This window comes from Rhodococcus sp. NPDC059234 (assembly GCF_042754225.1).
GTDB lineage: Bacteria > Actinomycetota > Actinomycetes > Mycobacteriales > Mycobacteriaceae > Rhodococcus_G.
Genome location: NZ_JBHZAH010000018.1, coordinates 1 through 13,809 on the forward strand (window position 1 = coordinate 1; position 13,809 = coordinate 13,809).

The 13,809-nt window shown below is 70.1% G+C and carries 13 protein-coding genes; 8 read left to right on the forward strand and 5 right to left on the reverse strand.

The window, feature by feature from the left end:
- Nucleotides 1–15: 15 nt before the first annotated feature.
- Both ACFXGJ_RS06195 and ACFXGJ_RS06200 read right to left on the reverse strand, forming a co-directional pair.
- The gene (locus ACFXGJ_RS06195) at nucleotides 16–2,523 is read right to left on the reverse strand and encodes an ABC transporter permease (protein ID WP_378617518.1); all 2,508 of its coding nucleotides are present in this window, start codon (nucleotides 2,521–2,523) and stop codon (nucleotides 16–18) included.
- 15 nt (nucleotides 2,524–2,538) lie between these two features.
- Complete coding sequence (locus ACFXGJ_RS06200; RefSeq protein ID WP_378617470.1) at nucleotides 2,539–3,363, reverse strand: ABC transporter ATP-binding protein; 825 nt, start codon at nucleotides 3,361–3,363, stop codon at nucleotides 2,539–2,541.
- A 178-nt stretch (nucleotides 3,364–3,541) separates the two neighbouring features.
- Between ACFXGJ_RS06200 and ACFXGJ_RS06205 the strand changes: the two genes are divergently transcribed.
- A complete protein-coding gene (locus tag ACFXGJ_RS06205; protein ID WP_378617471.1) occupies nucleotides 3,542–4,312 on the forward strand; it encodes a deoxyribonuclease IV in 771 nt (256 codons plus the stop codon).
- Nucleotides 4,313–4,320: 8 nt separating this feature from the next.
- Here the strand turns inward: ACFXGJ_RS06205 and ACFXGJ_RS06210 are convergent, their stop codons facing one another.
- Nucleotides 4,321–4,656 (reverse strand): ArsR/SmtB family transcription factor, encoded by a 336-nt coding sequence (locus ACFXGJ_RS06210; RefSeq protein WP_378617472.1) that lies wholly within the window; start codon nucleotides 4,654–4,656, stop codon nucleotides 4,321–4,323.
- Nucleotides 4,653–5,126: an SRPBCC family protein gene (locus tag ACFXGJ_RS06215; protein ID WP_378617473.1), complete on the reverse strand. Its 474-nt coding sequence runs from the start codon at nucleotides 5,124–5,126 to the stop codon at nucleotides 4,653–4,655. Before ACFXGJ_RS06215 ends, ACFXGJ_RS06210 begins: the two co-directional genes overlap by 4 nt.
- Nucleotides 5,127–5,265: 139 nt before the next feature.
- Here ACFXGJ_RS06215 and ACFXGJ_RS06220 point away from each other — a divergent pair, with 139 nt between their 5' ends.
- The 3 genes from ACFXGJ_RS06220 (at nucleotide 5,266) to ACFXGJ_RS06230 (ending at nucleotide 7,053) form a co-directional block, all read left to right on the forward strand.
- Nucleotides 5,266–5,781: a hypothetical protein gene (locus ACFXGJ_RS06220; RefSeq protein WP_378617474.1), complete on the forward strand. Its 516-nt coding sequence runs from the start codon at nucleotides 5,266–5,268 to the stop codon at nucleotides 5,779–5,781.
- A gap of 65 nt (nucleotides 5,782–5,846) precedes the next feature.
- Nucleotides 5,847–6,356: a DUF664 domain-containing protein gene (locus ACFXGJ_RS06225; RefSeq protein ID WP_378617475.1), complete on the forward strand. Its 510-nt coding sequence runs from the start codon at nucleotides 5,847–5,849 to the stop codon at nucleotides 6,354–6,356.
- Between the two features lie 67 nt (nucleotides 6,357–6,423).
- Nucleotides 6,424–7,053 (forward strand): hypothetical protein, encoded by a 630-nt coding sequence (locus ACFXGJ_RS06230; RefSeq protein ID WP_378617476.1) that lies wholly within the window; start codon nucleotides 6,424–6,426, stop codon nucleotides 7,051–7,053.
- Nucleotides 7,054–7,120: 67 nt separating this feature from the next.
- On the opposite strand, the gene ACFXGJ_RS06235 is transcribed toward ACFXGJ_RS06230, so the two are convergent.
- Nucleotides 7,121–8,863 carry a DEAD/DEAH box helicase gene (locus ACFXGJ_RS06235; protein ID WP_378617477.1) on the reverse strand — a complete coding sequence of 581 codons (1,743 nt, stop codon included), beginning with the start codon at nucleotides 8,861–8,863 and terminating at the stop codon, nucleotides 7,121–7,123.
- A 148-nt stretch (nucleotides 8,864–9,011) separates the two neighbouring features.
- Here ACFXGJ_RS06235 and ACFXGJ_RS06240 point away from each other — a divergent pair, with 148 nt between their 5' ends.
- The 4 genes from ACFXGJ_RS06240 (at nucleotide 9,012) to ACFXGJ_RS06255 (ending at nucleotide 13,795) form a co-directional block, all read left to right on the forward strand.
- Nucleotides 9,012–10,295, forward strand: a complete 1,284-nt coding sequence (locus ACFXGJ_RS06240; RefSeq protein WP_378617478.1) for a TrpB-like pyridoxal phosphate-dependent enzyme — start codon at nucleotides 9,012–9,014, stop codon at nucleotides 10,293–10,295.
- Nucleotides 10,296–10,351: 56 nt separating this feature from the next.
- Entirely contained in the window at nucleotides 10,352–11,149 is a 798-nt protein-coding gene (locus ACFXGJ_RS06245; RefSeq protein ID WP_378617479.1) for a carbon-nitrogen hydrolase family protein, read from the forward strand.
- 48 nt (nucleotides 11,150–11,197) lie between these two features.
- On the forward strand, nucleotides 11,198–11,824 hold the full coding sequence (locus ACFXGJ_RS06250) for a phosphoribosyltransferase (protein WP_378617480.1): 627 nt from the start codon (nucleotides 11,198–11,200) through the stop codon (nucleotides 11,822–11,824).
- Nucleotides 11,825–12,007: 183 nt separating this feature from the next.
- A complete protein-coding gene (locus tag ACFXGJ_RS06255; RefSeq protein WP_378617481.1) occupies nucleotides 12,008–13,795 on the forward strand; it encodes an AMP-dependent synthetase/ligase in 1,788 nt (595 codons plus the stop codon).
- Nucleotides 13,796–13,809: the final 14 nt, after the last annotated feature.

A 13,809-nucleotide genomic window follows, 5' to 3' on the forward strand; every position in this document is an offset into this window, starting at 1 on the left:
CCCGGCCGCTTCCGATCAGAGCCCGGCGATCGCCTCCAGCGGCTTGGTCCGCGCCGCCCGGACCGCCGGCCACAGTGCGGCCAGCACCCCGACCACACCGGAGCCGAGCAGCATGGCCACCACCTGACCCCACGGCACCGCGATCATGTCCAGGCCCTGGTCGGCGAGCGTGCTGACGAAGCCCCATCCGAACGCGAGACCGAGCAGTACGCCGACCGTCGCGCCGAACACCGCGATGAGCACCGACTCGAGATAGATGGTGCGGCGCACCTGCGGTCGTTGCATGCCGACCGCGCGGAGCATTCCGATCTCGCGGCGCCGTTCCACCACCGACAGCGCCAGGGTGTTCACGATGCCGAGGATCGCGATCACGACGGCGAGCGCGAGCAGCCCGTACAGCACGGCGAGCAGGGTGTTGATCTGCTGACCCTGCGTCCCCTTGAACTGCTCCCGGTCCTTGACCTGCACGACCAGGAACCGATCGGTGCCCTTCTCGAGGTCCGCACGCAGCGTCGTCATGTCGGTGCCCGGCTGCGCCTTCACCAGCACCGCCCAGTCCGCGCGCATCGTGGCCGGCGTCAACTGGTCGTACACCTGGTCGGAGACCACCCAGTCGCCGAGCAGCTGGCTGTCGTCGTAGATGCCGGTGACCGTGGTGGTCACCTCGACCCCGTCCTTGTTCGTCATCGTGACGGGCGAGCCGAGCTTCCAGTCCCGTTTGGCGGCATAGCTTTCCGACGCCAGGAGGTTGTTGCCGGCCAGGTCCGCACTGCCCTGTGCCAGGGTGTACTCGAGGACGCCGTCGAGCTGTCCGCCGATGCCGGTCCCCATCACCTCGTCGTCGCCGATCTTGGTGGAGACACCGTGCATCGGAACCGCCGCCGCGACGCCCGGGACGGTCCGGACCGCAGCGGCCGCGCCGACCGGGACACCGATCTGGGGCGGACCGACCAGGATGTAGTCGGCCTTGACCCCGGTGTCCACCAACGAGTTCACGCTCGCCTTCGCGGACGATCCGAACACCCCGATGACCGTGACCAGCATCAGTCCGAGTGTCAGCGCGAACGCCGTCGCGGCGGTGCGGCGTGGGTTGCGGACCGCGTTGGTCCGGGCCAGCCGTCCGATCGGGCCGAACGGTCGGGCGAGCACCGCACCGAGCGCCCCGACCACCGGCCGGGACAGGGCCGGCGCGGCGAGCAGCACCGCGATCACCAGCGCGCCCGCGCCGAGTCCGACGATGGCGGCTGCCCCTCCCCCGGTGCCCCGCGAACCTGCCACCAGCGCGACGACACCCACTGCCGCGAACACGGCGCCCACGAGGGTGCGCACCCGCAACGACTCGCCCGCAGAGGAGAACTCCTCGCGCATGGCGGCCACCGGCGGGATCTTCGCGGCCCGGCGGGCCGGCGCGTAGGCGCTGACGACCGTGACCAGGACACCCACGACCAGCGCCACGATCACGGTGCGCGGCGCGAGTTGCAGTGAGCCGCTCGGCAGCCCCACGTCGAAGGTGTTGAGCAGCGAGCGCAGCCCGTAGGCGAGCGCGACACCGGCGGCGATGCCGAGCACGCTGCCCAGCAGCCCGACCACCAGCGCCTCGAGCACCACCGACCGGCCGACCTGCTTGCGGCTGGCCCCGACCGCACGCAGCAGCGCCAGCTCGCGCAGTCGCTGGGCGACGATCATCGCGAAGGTGTTGTAGATGATGAACGTGCCGACCAGCAGGGCGATCGCGCCGAACGCGAGCAGGAAGTAGTTCATGAAGCTCAGCGCGGAGGTCACCTCCTCCTTGACCTCCTCGCGGACCTGGTCACCGGTCTGCACCTTGAAGTCGGGCATCGCGGCGGCGACCCGGTCCCGCAGCTCCGACTGCGACAGTCCGTCGCCGGCGACGTCGACGTAGTTGGCGTGCGCGCCGTCGGTGAACAGCTCCGTGGCCTGGCCGGCATCGAAGAGTGCGCCGACGAATCCGCCGGTGTCGGTGGGTGGCTTGTAGATGCCGGACACCGTCACGTCGAGCACGCCGTGCGCGGGCACCAGCACCTGGGTGTGGTCTCCCACCGCGAGTCCGGCCTTGAGCGCGCCGCCCTCGTTGAGCGCGACCTGTCCGGGCGCGCCGGGCGGGACGCCCTGCACGAAGGGACCGGGATCGCCCAGGTGCTGACTGTTCGGGGCATAGGATTCGCCGATACTGGGCGCGCCGCCGGTCTGCACCGGCTTCTTGTCGGCACCGAGCAGCACGATCTGACCGTTGACCGCGGGCACCACGGCCCGCACCCCGTCGACCGCCTCGACCGCCGGGAGGGTGGTGAGCGGGACTCCGCTCGATCCCTTCTCCTGGCTGCTCACGCGGACGTCGACGCCCTTGGCCGCATCCTCGAACAGCCCGTTGAACGTCTTCTGCAGGGTGTCGGTGAAGACGAAGGAACCCGTCACGAACGCGGTGCCGAGCACCACCGACAGGACGGTGAGCGCGAGGCGCACCTTGTGTGCCGCGAGGTTCCGCAGCGAGACCTTGCGCATGGGTGAGGCCACGGCTCAGACCTGCTCTGCGGGCTGGGCGGCGTGCGTGTCCGTGGACTCGGTGGTGTCGAGGCGCTTCATCCGGTCCAGCACGGTGTCCGCCGTCGGCTCGCGCAGTTCGTCGACGATCTGTCCGTCCGCGAGGAACACCACCCGGTCGGCGTAGCTGGCGGCGCGCGGGTCGTGGGTCACGATGACGACCGTCTGACCGAACTCGTCGACCGCGGCGCGAAGGATCGAGAGCACCTCACCCGAGGACCGCGAGTCCAGGTTGCCGGTCGGCTCGTCGCCGAAGATGATCTCGGGCCGACCGGCGAGCGCCCGGGCACAGGCCACGCGCTGCTGCTGGCCACCGGAGAGTTCGCTGGGCCGGTGGTCGAGACGGTCCTCGAGCCCGAGCCGGGACAGCACCGAGTCGAGCCAGTTCTGGTCAGCCTTGCGGCCGGCGATGTCCAGCGGCAGGGTGATGTTCTCGAGCGCGGTCAGGGTGGGCACCAGGTTGAACGCCTGGAAGACGAAGCCGATCCGGTCCCGGCGCAGCGCGGTCATCTGCTTGTCGGAGAGGTTCGTCAGCTCGGTGTCCCCGATCAGCACCGAACCCGAGGTCGCGGTGTCCAGCCCGGCCAGGCAGTGCATCAACGTGGACTTGCCCGATCCCGACGGTCCCATGATCGCGGTGAATTCACCGCGCGCGAACTCCGCGGACACCCCGTCGAGGGCGGTCACCTTGGTGTCTCCCGACCCGTAGGTCTTGGTCAGGTTCACCGCCCTGGCGACCGTCGATCCGGTGGCGGGCTTGGTGGCGGTCACCGTGGTGACGCCGAGGGCATGCGAGCTCATGAGTGCCTTTCGTCTTCCGTGCTGGGCCGGGCTCGTGAATGCGAACGCATTCATGGTGGCGTCGAGGGATCCACCCTGTCATCCGGGAAGTCCCTGATCTTCGTCCCAGTGTCGCGGACGATGCGTCTCGGGGTCGCGGAACCGGATCGGTGTCGGCGGCGGCACCTAGGGTGTACCCATGCGCATCGGAGCACACGTACGCGAGGACGACGATCCCATCGGAGCAGGCGAGCGCCTCGGGGCCGAGGTCGTGCAGATGTTCCTCACCGATCCCCAGAAGTGGAACAAGGTGACCGCACACCCGCGGGCCGAGGAGATTCGCGCCAGTCCGATCGACGTGGTGGTGCACTCCTCGTACGTGATCAACGTGGCATCGCTGAACAACCGGATCCGCATCCCGTCCCGCAAGTCCGTCGCGGAACAGGCCAAGGCGGCCGCGGACCTCGGCGCGATCGGCCTGGTGGTGCACGGCGGCCACGTCCGCGACGGGGAGGACACCGCGGAGGGCTTCGCGAACTGGCGCAAACTCTTCGAACGCCAGGCGGACAAGGGCGGCTTCGAGGTGCCGATCCTGATCGAGAACACCGCGGGCGGCGACGCGGCGATGGCCCGGCACTTCGACGACATCGCCCGCCTGTGGGACGAGGTCGGCGAGTTCGGCGCCGGGTTCTGCCTCGACACCTGCCACGCCTGGGCCGGCGGCGAGGACCTGGTCGGCGTGGTGGAACGGATCAAGGCGATCACCGGCCGGATCGACCTGGTGCACCTGAACAACTCGCGGGACGAGTTCAACTCGGCCCGCGACCGGCACGCGAACCTGGCCGACGGGACGATCGACCCGGAGGTGCTGGCGGCGGTGGTGCTGGCCGCGCAGGCGCCGGTGATCCTCGAGACCCCGGCCGACGGCATCGCGGAGGATCTCGCGTACCTCCGCGAGGCCGTCGGCTAGGACCCCGCCTACAGGTTCTCGGCGATGTGCTTGATCCGGTCGAGTCGGGCGTCCCACTGCGCTCCGATGTCCTCGAGCCGGCGGCCGACCGCGCTCAACGTCGAGCCGAGCGCTCGGTAACGAACCTCGCGGCCGACGCGGAGCCGCTCGACCAGTCCGGCGCCCTCGAGCGCCGACAGGTGCTTGGCGATCGCCTGCCTGCTCACCGGAAGCCGCTCGGCCAGCCCGGATGCCGACAGGTCCTGCGTGCCGAGCAGTTCGAGTATCCCCCAACGGGTCTCGTCGGCGAGCGCGGCGAACACGGCCGTCGGCGAGGCGCGCCGGGCCTCCGGCCGCACGGTCATGCCGGCGCCGATTCGAGGTACTCGACGAGTTCGTCGAGCTCGGCGTCCCAGCCCTGGCGGTTTCCGTCGAGCCCGCTGCGGCGGACCTCCTCGTCGTCGCTGATTCGGTCGAAACCGGTCTCGACGACGGTGAGCACGGTCGTCGCACCCTCCTCGACAAGGGAGAAGCGAGCCTCGGTGGCGCGGTCGACGTCGAACTCGCCGGACTGGGTGTACCACCGGTAGGCGAAGTGGTTCGGTTCGTCCACCTCGGTGACCATCATCGGGAAGACGCCGTGGTCGGGCCACCCGAAGGTGCCCCGTGCGCCCACCTCGAGCGCATCGAGGGTGGCGGTCTGCCCGAACCACTTCGCGATGTGCTCGGGGTCCGTGAGCGCCCGCCACACCGCCGCCCGGGTCGCGTTCACCACGACCGTGCGGCTCACCGTGTACCGGTCGGCGTCGATCACTGCGGCCTGAGTGTTCGTCATGTCGAGACTCCTGTCGGGAGGGCCGGATACTTGCTGCAACCCCATGGTTGCATGACACCCCCCGACATGCAACCGCTCGGTTGCTGTCGGGTTCATGTCGCTCCCCGAATTCGTGCCGATCAATTGTTAGGGTCGGCAAGTGGATTCGCTGGTCGACGCACTCAGCTCGCAGGCCGCACCGTGGTGGGCGGTCCCGGTGTCGATGGTCGTCGGCGTGCTGCTGGGTGTCTTCGCGACCCGTCGCGGCCGCGGCGCTCCAGCGCAGGCCCCCGCGGCCCCCGCCGACCCCCAGGTGCGCTCGATCTACGTCCGTTTCCTCGCCGCGACGGACACCGCCCACAACAGCATCGTCGCCGTGGACAGTCACGCCCTGGCCGAGGCCGACCTCGAGCAGGCCCTCGAATCGGACGACCCGCACCTGAAGGCACTCGCGCGTTCCATCGTCGACCTGGACGGCATGGTGAACGAACTGCGCATCCTCGCGCCCGCCCCGGTGGTGGACTCGGCGGTGGAGTTCTTCGGATTCGTCACCGACTCGACGATGGACGGCGTGCACGACTGCGACGACTTCCGCGCCCGGTACACCGCCCGCAAGTCGACCCTCGTCGACGCGATCCGAGACTCGCACGGACAGCGCAAGATCCGGGCACGCTGAGCCTGGTCCGACCCGCGACCGATCGAGGACCATAGTCGTCCGCAATCGGTGCCAAGCTTCGAGTCATGACAATCGACGAACGCGACGTCCTCCTCGGAATCCTCGCCCGCCAGCGCGCGGCCCTGCGCGGAGCCCTCTCCGGACTCACCGAGGAGCAGGCCCGCAGTGTGCCCAGCGCCAGCTCGATGAGCCTGGCCGCACTGCTCAAACACGTTGTCCGCGGCGAGGAGCAGGCCCTCGCGCTCCTCACCGGCGACCCGCGCGACGCCGACCCCGACCCCGTCGCCGGGTGGCTCGCCGGCTGGCAGGTAACCGAATCCGAGACAGTCGGAACCCTGCTCGCCCGCCAGAAGGCGGTCGCCGAGCGGATGGCGGCACAGGTCCTCATCGAGGACGACCTGGCCCGGCAGCCGGTCATTCCGGCCGCGGTCGGGCAGTGGTTCGACGAGGGCGTCCACGACGTGCGCTGGGTGCTGCTGCACCAGATCGAGGAGCAGGCCCGACACGCCGGGCATGCGGACGTGATCCGTGAGTCGATCGACGGCGCGCAGGCCGCGCAGCTCGCGGGAATCTAAGTCTCGCCGAGTGTGTCGTTGTCCGGTACGTTCTTGCCTCGAACGCATCGACACCCGAGGAGCACGAGTGAACGCCACCGCCCTGGCACGCCGGACCGCAGCAGTTGTCGCGATCGGAGCGGTGGGACTTCTGACGTTCACCGGCACCGCGGCTTCCACCCCGGCACCCCCGAGCGACGGCATCGCGCACCTGCGTGACCTCGCCGGCGACAACAAGTCGGAGAAGGCCGCGGTGAGTCTGCTGTCGCGCTCGCCGCTGGTCGCCAAGAGCATCGCGGACGGCGTGGACGCGGTCTCGGGCTTCGGCACCTTCGCGTACGCGTCGCCGACCATCGGCTGCGGCCCCAACCTGCCGATCACCCTCACCGCCGCGTCCACCAGCACCGGACCGGCCGTCGCGCTGGCCGACGGCGAACTGCGGTTCCAGGCCTCGCCGCGGTACTCGGGCGTCGCCGTCGGGTCCGGCCTGACCGCGGTGTGGCTCAACACCACCACCGGCGCCAGCGGCATCACCCCGATCGACGGCGTCACCGAGTTCGGCACCCCCTCGCTGTCGAAGGTCGTCGCGACCGGCCCCGGCGACGTCGCGGCCACCCTGTTCGGCACCGTCAACTACCCCGACGCCACCTGCATCGTGCTGCCGACGGTCGGGCTCTTCACCGTGCAGCCTCCCGCCGCCCCCGCACCGCAGCGGTAATACGCACTGACGCATGAAGGCCCGGCCACCTGGTGGCCGGGCCTTCATGCGTTGTGCGAGTGCGGACTCAGTACCGGTCGCGCTTGGGCTTGCGGTCGAACTTGCCGCCGTCGCGGGGCGGACGCTGCCCGGGCGGCCCCTGGTCCGGGGTCAGCTGGATCAGCACGCCGGAGATCCGGGTGCTGCGCAGCGCCTCGAGCGTCTCGCGGCTCAGCTCCGCGGGCAGCTCGACCAGGCTGTGGTCCGGCCGAATGCTGATGTGCCCGAAGTCGCTTCGTCGCAGACCGCCCTCGTTGGCGATGGCACCGACGATCGCGCCGGGCGCAACCTTGTGCCGCTTGCCCACGGCGATCCGATAGGTCGCGAGTTCCTGCCCGCCCTTGCCGACCTTCGGGCCGTCGTCGAACCGGCGGGCCGGGCGCTCGGGCCGCGGCTCACGCTCGCGCCGCGGCGGGGCGGGCGGCTCCGGCGCCATCAGGAACGCCTCGCCGTCGCGCGACTGCACGGCCAGCGCCGCCGCGATGTCGGCGAGCGGGACGTCGTGCTCGCGCTCGTAGTCCTCGATCAGCCGGCGGAACAGTGCCAGGCTGTCGGAGCTGAGGCTCTCGGTGATCGAGTCGCCGAACTTCGCGACGCGCTGCGCGTTGACGTCCTCGACCGTCGGCAACTGCATCTCGGTCAGCGGCTGCCGGGTCGCCTTCTCGATGGCCTTGAGCAGGTGGCGTTCGCGCGGCGCGACGAACAGCAGCGCGTCGCCCGAACGGCCCGCGCGGCCGGTGCGGCCGATCCGGTGCACGTACGACTCCGTGTCGTGCGGGATGTCGTAGTTGACCACGTGCGAGATCCGGTCCACGTCGAGGCCGCGGGCGGCGACGTCGGTCGCGACCAGGATGTCGAGGTTGCCGTTCTTGAGCTGACCGATGGTCCGCTCACGCTGCGCCTGCACGATGTCGCCGTTGATCGCCGCGGACGAGAACCCACGCGCCCGAAGGCGTTCGGCGAGGTCCTCGGTCGCCTGCTTGGTGCGGACGAAGATGATCATCGCCTCGAAGTCCTCGACCTCGAGAACCCGGGTGAGCGCGTCGAGCTTGCGCTGGTGCGCCACCTGCACCCAGCGCTGGGTGATGTTCGTGGCGGTCGAGGTCTTGCCCTTGACGGTGATCTCGACCGGATCGTGCAGGTACTGCTTGGAGATCTTGCGAATCGCCGGCGGCATGGTCGCCGAGAACAGCGCGACCTGCTTGTACTCGGGGGTCTCGGCGAGGATCTTCTCGACGTCCTCCTGGAAGCCCATCTTGAGCATCTCGTCGGCCTCGTCGAGGACCAGGTAGTCCAGGTGCGAGAGGTCGAGGGTGCCCTTCTCCAGGTGGTCGATCACGCGCCCGGGGGTGCCGACGATGACCTGCGCGCCGCGCCGCAGGCCCGACAGCTGCACGCCGTAGGCCTGGCCACCGTAGATCGGCAGCACGCTCAGGCCGGGGATGTGCGCGGAGTACTTGCCGAACGCCTCGGCCACCTGCAGCGCCAGCTCGCGGGTCGGCGCCAGCACCAGGGCCTGCGGACGCTTCTGCTCGGTGTCGATGCGGGACAGGATGGGGACCGCGAATGCGGCGGTCTTGCCGGTGCCCGTCTGCGCGAGGCCCACCACGTCGTTGCCCGCCATCAGCGGCGGAATGGTGGCGGCCTGGATGGGGGACGGCGACTCGTACCCGACGTCGGTCAGTGCCCGCAGCACCCGTTCGTCGATGCCGAGGTCGGCAAAGGTGGTGCTGTCGGTTTCCGGCTCGGGGTGCTGCTCGGTGTCACTCATTTCACCAGGAGTTTAGTCGATGCGAGCATGTCCGGCCGACACGCACACCGCATACGCCGCCGGACGACTCGTACCCGCGGTCGGCTCGGATAGTCGCAAAGGCGACAATGCGGTACCCGAATCGCCCTCACTCTCGACAGGAGCACCCGTGCCCGAGCCGACTCCGATCCCCACCCACTGGTACAACATCGCCGCGGACCTGCCGGTGCCCCCGCCCCCGCATCTGCATCCCGGCACCAGGGAACCGGTGACCCCCGCCGACCTCGAGGCACTGTTCCCGAGCGCGCTGATCGCGCAGGAGGCCACCACCGAGCAGTACGTGGAGATCCCCGAGGCGATCCGCGAGGTCTACAAGACGTGGCGCCCGGCGCCGCTGATCCGGGCCCGGGAGTTCGAGAAGGCGCTCGGCACCCCGGCCCGCATCTACGTCAAGTACGAGGGTGTCAGCCCGGTCGGCAGCCACAAGACCAACACCGCGGTGGCGCAGGCGTATTACAACGCCCAGGACGGCGTCAAGAAGATCACCACCGAGACCGGGGCCGGCCAGTGGGGCAGCGCGCTGTCCTTCGCGTGCGCCAAGTTCGGCATCGAGCTCGAGGTGTGGCAGGTGCGCGCCTCCTACGCCTCGAAGCCGTACCGCAGGCACCTCATCGAGACCTACGGCGCCACCGTGCATCCGAGCCCGTCGGACCTCACCGAGTCGGGCCGCAAGATGCTCGCCGACTTCCCCGACACCCCCGGCTCGCTCGGCATGGCCGTCACCGAGGCGGTCGAGGTCGCGGCGGGCGACCCGGACGCCCGCTACGCCCTCGGCAGCGTGCTCAACCACGTGGTGCTGCACCAGACCGTGATCGGCCTCGAGGCCGTCGAGCAGCTGCGCGCCGCCGGTGAGGCGAACGCCGACGTCGTGTTCGGCTGCGCGGGCGGCGGATCCAACCTGGCCGGACTGGCGTTCCCGTTCATCCGAGAGGTGCTGCACGGCAAGGCCCAGACCCGGATCGTCGCGGCCGAGCCGGCGGCCTGCCCCTCGATCACCAAGGGCGAGTACCGCTACGACCACGGCGACGTCGCGGGCCTCACCCCGCTGCTGAAGATGCACACCCTCGGCCAGGACTTCGTCCCGGACCCGATCCACGCCGGCGGCCTGCGCTACCACGGCATGGCGCCGCTGCTCAGCCACACCGTCGAGCTCGGTTACGTGCAGGGCCAGGCCGTCGACCAGACCGAATCGTTCGCCGCCGGTGTGCTGTTCGCCCGGGCCGAGGGCATCGTGCCCGCGCCCGAGTCGGCCCACGCCATCGCCGCCTGCGCCGAGTACGCGCGCGGCCTGACCGAGCCGGAGGTCCTGGTGATCGGCCTGTCCGGGCACGGCATGCTGGATCTGCCCGCCTACCAGGCCTTCCTGGACGGAAACCTCACCTCGACCGTCTAGCGACACCCCGGCGGGCGCGCCTGCGTCGCGCCCGCCGGCTGGGCCATACTCGTGTCATGGTCGAGATCGCCGTAGCCCAGTTCTCCGCCGGCCAGGACAAGCGGGAGAACCATCTGACCCTGCGCAACCTGGCCGGCGAGGCCGCCGCCCGGGGCGCCCGGGTGGTCGTCGCGCCGGAGTACGCGATGTTCGCCGCGCCGCGCATCGACGAGCGGCTGATCGAGTCCGCCGAGCCGCTGGACGGCCCGTTCGTCTCCGGCCTGCTCGAGATCGCCGCAGAGTTCGGGGTGTACCTGGTGGCCGGGGTCAACGAGGCACTGGCCGACGACGAGCGGGTCTCCAACACCCTGGTCGCGGCCTCCCCGCACGGAGCGATCGCCGCGACGTACCGCAAGTTGCACCTGTACGACGCGTTCGGCTACCGGGAGTCGGACGTGATCCGGGCCGGCGCGATCGAGGCGCCCGCCACCTTCGGCGTGGACGGCCTGACGTTCGGCATGCAGACGTGCTACGACCTGCGATTCCCGGAGGTCACGCGGCGGATCGTCGACGCGGGCGCGGACGTGCTGGCCCTCCCCGCCCAGTGGGTGCCCGGCCCGCTCAAGGAGGACCACTGGACCACCCTGGTGCGGGCGCGGGCGATCGAGAACACCGTCTACGTGGCGGCCGCGGACCAGAGCGCGCGCACCGGGTCGGGCAACTCGATGATCGTCGACCCGATGGGCGTGGTGCTCGCCTCGCTCGGCGACCAGGTCGGCACGGCCCGCGCGGACGCGAGCGCCGAGCGGATCGCGGAGGTCCGCGAGAAGAATCCGGCGCTGGCGCTGCGACGGTTCGCGATCACAGAGAGGTAGTCCGCCCGGGGGTTCAGCGCACCCGATTCGGCGTAGGTTCGAATCAGGATGCTGTACGCCACTCGCGCCATCGCCGGTCGCGCGCTGGCCACGTCGCTCGAGCACCTGCGCGACACGAAACCCCTCGTGCTCGGGCTCCCGCGCGGCGGTGTCCCGGTCGCGGCCGAGGTCGCGGCCGCACTGGACGGCGACCTCGACGTGATCGTCGTCCGCAAGCTCGGCGTCCCCTGGCAGCCGGAGTTGGCGATGGGCGCGGTCGGCGAGGACCACGTGCGCGTTCTCAACGACGACGTGATCGCGCAGACGGGCATCACCCCACTGGCGCTCGCGGCCGTCGAGTCGAAGGAGAACCGCGAGCTCGGTCGGCGAGTCCGACTGCTGCGGGGTGACCGCCCGCGGACGCCCGTCACCGGGCGGGTGGTGGTGATCGTGGACGACGGCATGGCCACCGGTGCGACTGCCGCGGTCGCGTGCCGGGTGGCGCGGGCCTCGGGCGCGGCGAAGGTGGTGGTGGCCGTCCCGGTGTCCTCCGAGGAGGCGGTCGAGCGGGTCCGGACGGAGGCGGACGAGGTGGTCTGCCCCCTGGTGCCGCGGTGGCTCGGGGGTGTCGGCGGGGCGTATCGCGACTTCCACCAACTCAGCGACGAGGAGGTGACGACCCTGCTCGGGAAGTGACGTTCGCCTCATCCCCGTCCCGGAGGCGGCAGCGAACACGCAGTTCACGAGATTTCGAGTTACAGATAGATTGACGGACGCCGGGGCGATCCAGTCAATCCGGACACGCCTCGGGAGTGCATCGAGGCACCGAATGTGATCCAATGCACACCCGTAATGTCAGCAGTTCCTGGAGGGGTCCAAGTGCGAGAGTACGAAGTTCCGGCATCGTTTTCCATCCCGGAAGACATCTCGATGGCCGACACGGTGTTCCGGTTCGAGAAGGAATGCCCGCAGCACGTGCCCTTCAAGAAGCTGGTCGGCGGCGCATGGGTCGACGTGACCGCCGCCGAGTTCGCGACCCAGGTCAGGGCCGTCGCCAAGGGCCTGATGGCCTCCGGCATCGGCCTCGGCGACCGGGTCGCGATCCTCTCCGCCACCCGGTTCGAGTGGGTCGTGCTCGACTACGCGATCTGGACCGCGGGCGGCTGCACCGTCGCCATCTACGAGACGTCCTCCGCCGACCAGGCGCAGTGGATCCTCGAGGACTCCGCCACCGCCCTGCTCGTCGTCGAGACCGCCAAGCACGCCGCCACCGTCAAGGACGTCGCCGAGGCCGCCCCGGCCCTGCGCGAGATGCTGCAGATCGAGGCGGGCGCCCTCGAGGAACTCACCTCCCGCGGTGCCACGGTCACGGACGAGGAACTGGACGAGCGCCGCGGGCAGGTGGGCGCCGCCTCGGCCGCCACCCTCATCTACACCTCCGGCACCACCGGCCGCCCGAAGGGCGTCCAGCTGACCCACGCCAACTTCAGCGCGGAATCGCAGTCCGTCAAGATCGCCCTCGCCGACGCGATGTACGAGGGCCGCAAAACGCTGATGTTCCTGCCGCTCGCGCACGTGTTCGCCCGCGCGATCTCGTTCGGCGCGTTCGACAACAAGGTCACCGTCGGCCACACCTCCGACCTCAGCACGCTGCTCGACCAGTTCGCGGTGTTCAAGCCGAACTTCATCCTCTCGGTCCCGCGCGTGTTCGAGAAGGTCTACAACTCCGCCAAGCAGAAGGCCGAGGACGGCGGCAAGGGCAAGATCTTCGGCAAGGCGGCAGACACCGCGATCGCCTACAGCGAGGCGCTCGAGGCCGGCGGCCCGGGCCTCGGACTCAAGCTCAAGCACGCCCTCTTCGACAAGCTGGTGTACTCGAAGCTGCGCGCCGCGCTCGGCGGCGAGTGCGACCGCGCGGTCTCCGGCGGCGCGGCGCTCGGCGCGCGTCTCGGCCACTTCTTCCGGGGTGTCGGTATCCCGGTCTACGAGGGATACGGCCTCACCGAGACCAGCGCCGCGATCACCGTCAACACCACCAAGGACCAGAAGGTCGGCACCGTCGGCAAGCCGATCAACGGCCACGCCGCGAGGATCGCCGACGACGGCGAACTGCTCGTCAAGGGTCCGGTCGTGTTCTCCGGCTACTGGCACAACGACGCGGCCACCGCGGACTCGATTCGCGACGGCTGGTTCCACACCGGCGACCTCGGCTCGATCGACTCCGACGGCTTCGTCTCGATTACCGGCCGCAAGAAGGAGATCATCGTCACCGCCGGCGGCAAGAACGTCGCCCCCGCGGTGCTCGAGGACGCCCTGCGCGCACACGCCCTGATCAGCCAGTGCCTCGTGGTCGGCGACGCGAAGCCGTTCATCGGCGCCCTGATCACCATCGACCAGGAGGCACTGCCCGGCTGGAGGGAACGCAACGGTGTCGCCGCCGATCTGCCGGTGGCCGAGGTCGTCAAGCACCCCGACCTGGTCGCGGAGATCGACGCCGCGGTCGCCGAGGGAAACAAGAAGGTCTCGAACCCGGAGCAGATCAAGAAGTACCGGATCCTGGACGTGGACTTCACCGTAGAGACCGGCGAACTGACCCCGACGCTCAAGCTCAAGCGCAATGTCATTCACGAGTCGTTCGGCACCGCGATCGAGGCGATCTACTCCTGAATCGGCCACCGATG

What these genes read in the sequence shown, in the direction of transcription:
- ACFXGJ_RS06195 (WP_378617518.1), bottom strand. Translation starts at nt 2,523, where the DNA reads ATGCGCAAGGTCTCGCTGCGGAACCTCGCGGCACACAAGGTGCGCCTC.
- ACFXGJ_RS06200 (WP_378617470.1), bottom strand. Translation starts at nt 3,363, where the DNA reads ATGAGCTCGCATGCCCTCGGCGTCACCACGGTGACCGCCACCAAGCCC.
- ACFXGJ_RS06205 (WP_378617471.1), top strand. Translation starts at nt 3,542, where the DNA reads ATGCGCATCGGAGCACACGTACGCGAGGACGACGATCCCATCGGAGCA.
- ACFXGJ_RS06210 (WP_378617472.1), bottom strand. Translation starts at nt 4,656, where the DNA reads ATGACCGTGCGGCCGGAGGCCCGGCGCGCCTCGCCGACGGCCGTGTTC.
- ACFXGJ_RS06215 (WP_378617473.1), bottom strand. Translation starts at nt 5,126, where the DNA reads ATGACGAACACTCAGGCCGCAGTGATCGACGCCGACCGGTACACGGTG.
- ACFXGJ_RS06225 (WP_378617475.1), top strand. Translation starts at nt 5,847, where the DNA reads ATGACAATCGACGAACGCGACGTCCTCCTCGGAATCCTCGCCCGCCAG.
- ACFXGJ_RS06235 (WP_378617477.1), bottom strand. Translation starts at nt 8,863, where the DNA reads ATGAGTGACACCGAGCAGCACCCCGAGCCGGAAACCGACAGCACCACC.
- ACFXGJ_RS06245 (WP_378617479.1), top strand. Translation starts at nt 10,352, where the DNA reads ATGGTCGAGATCGCCGTAGCCCAGTTCTCCGCCGGCCAGGACAAGCGG.
- ACFXGJ_RS06250 (WP_378617480.1), top strand. Translation starts at nt 11,198, where the DNA reads ATGCTGTACGCCACTCGCGCCATCGCCGGTCGCGCGCTGGCCACGTCG.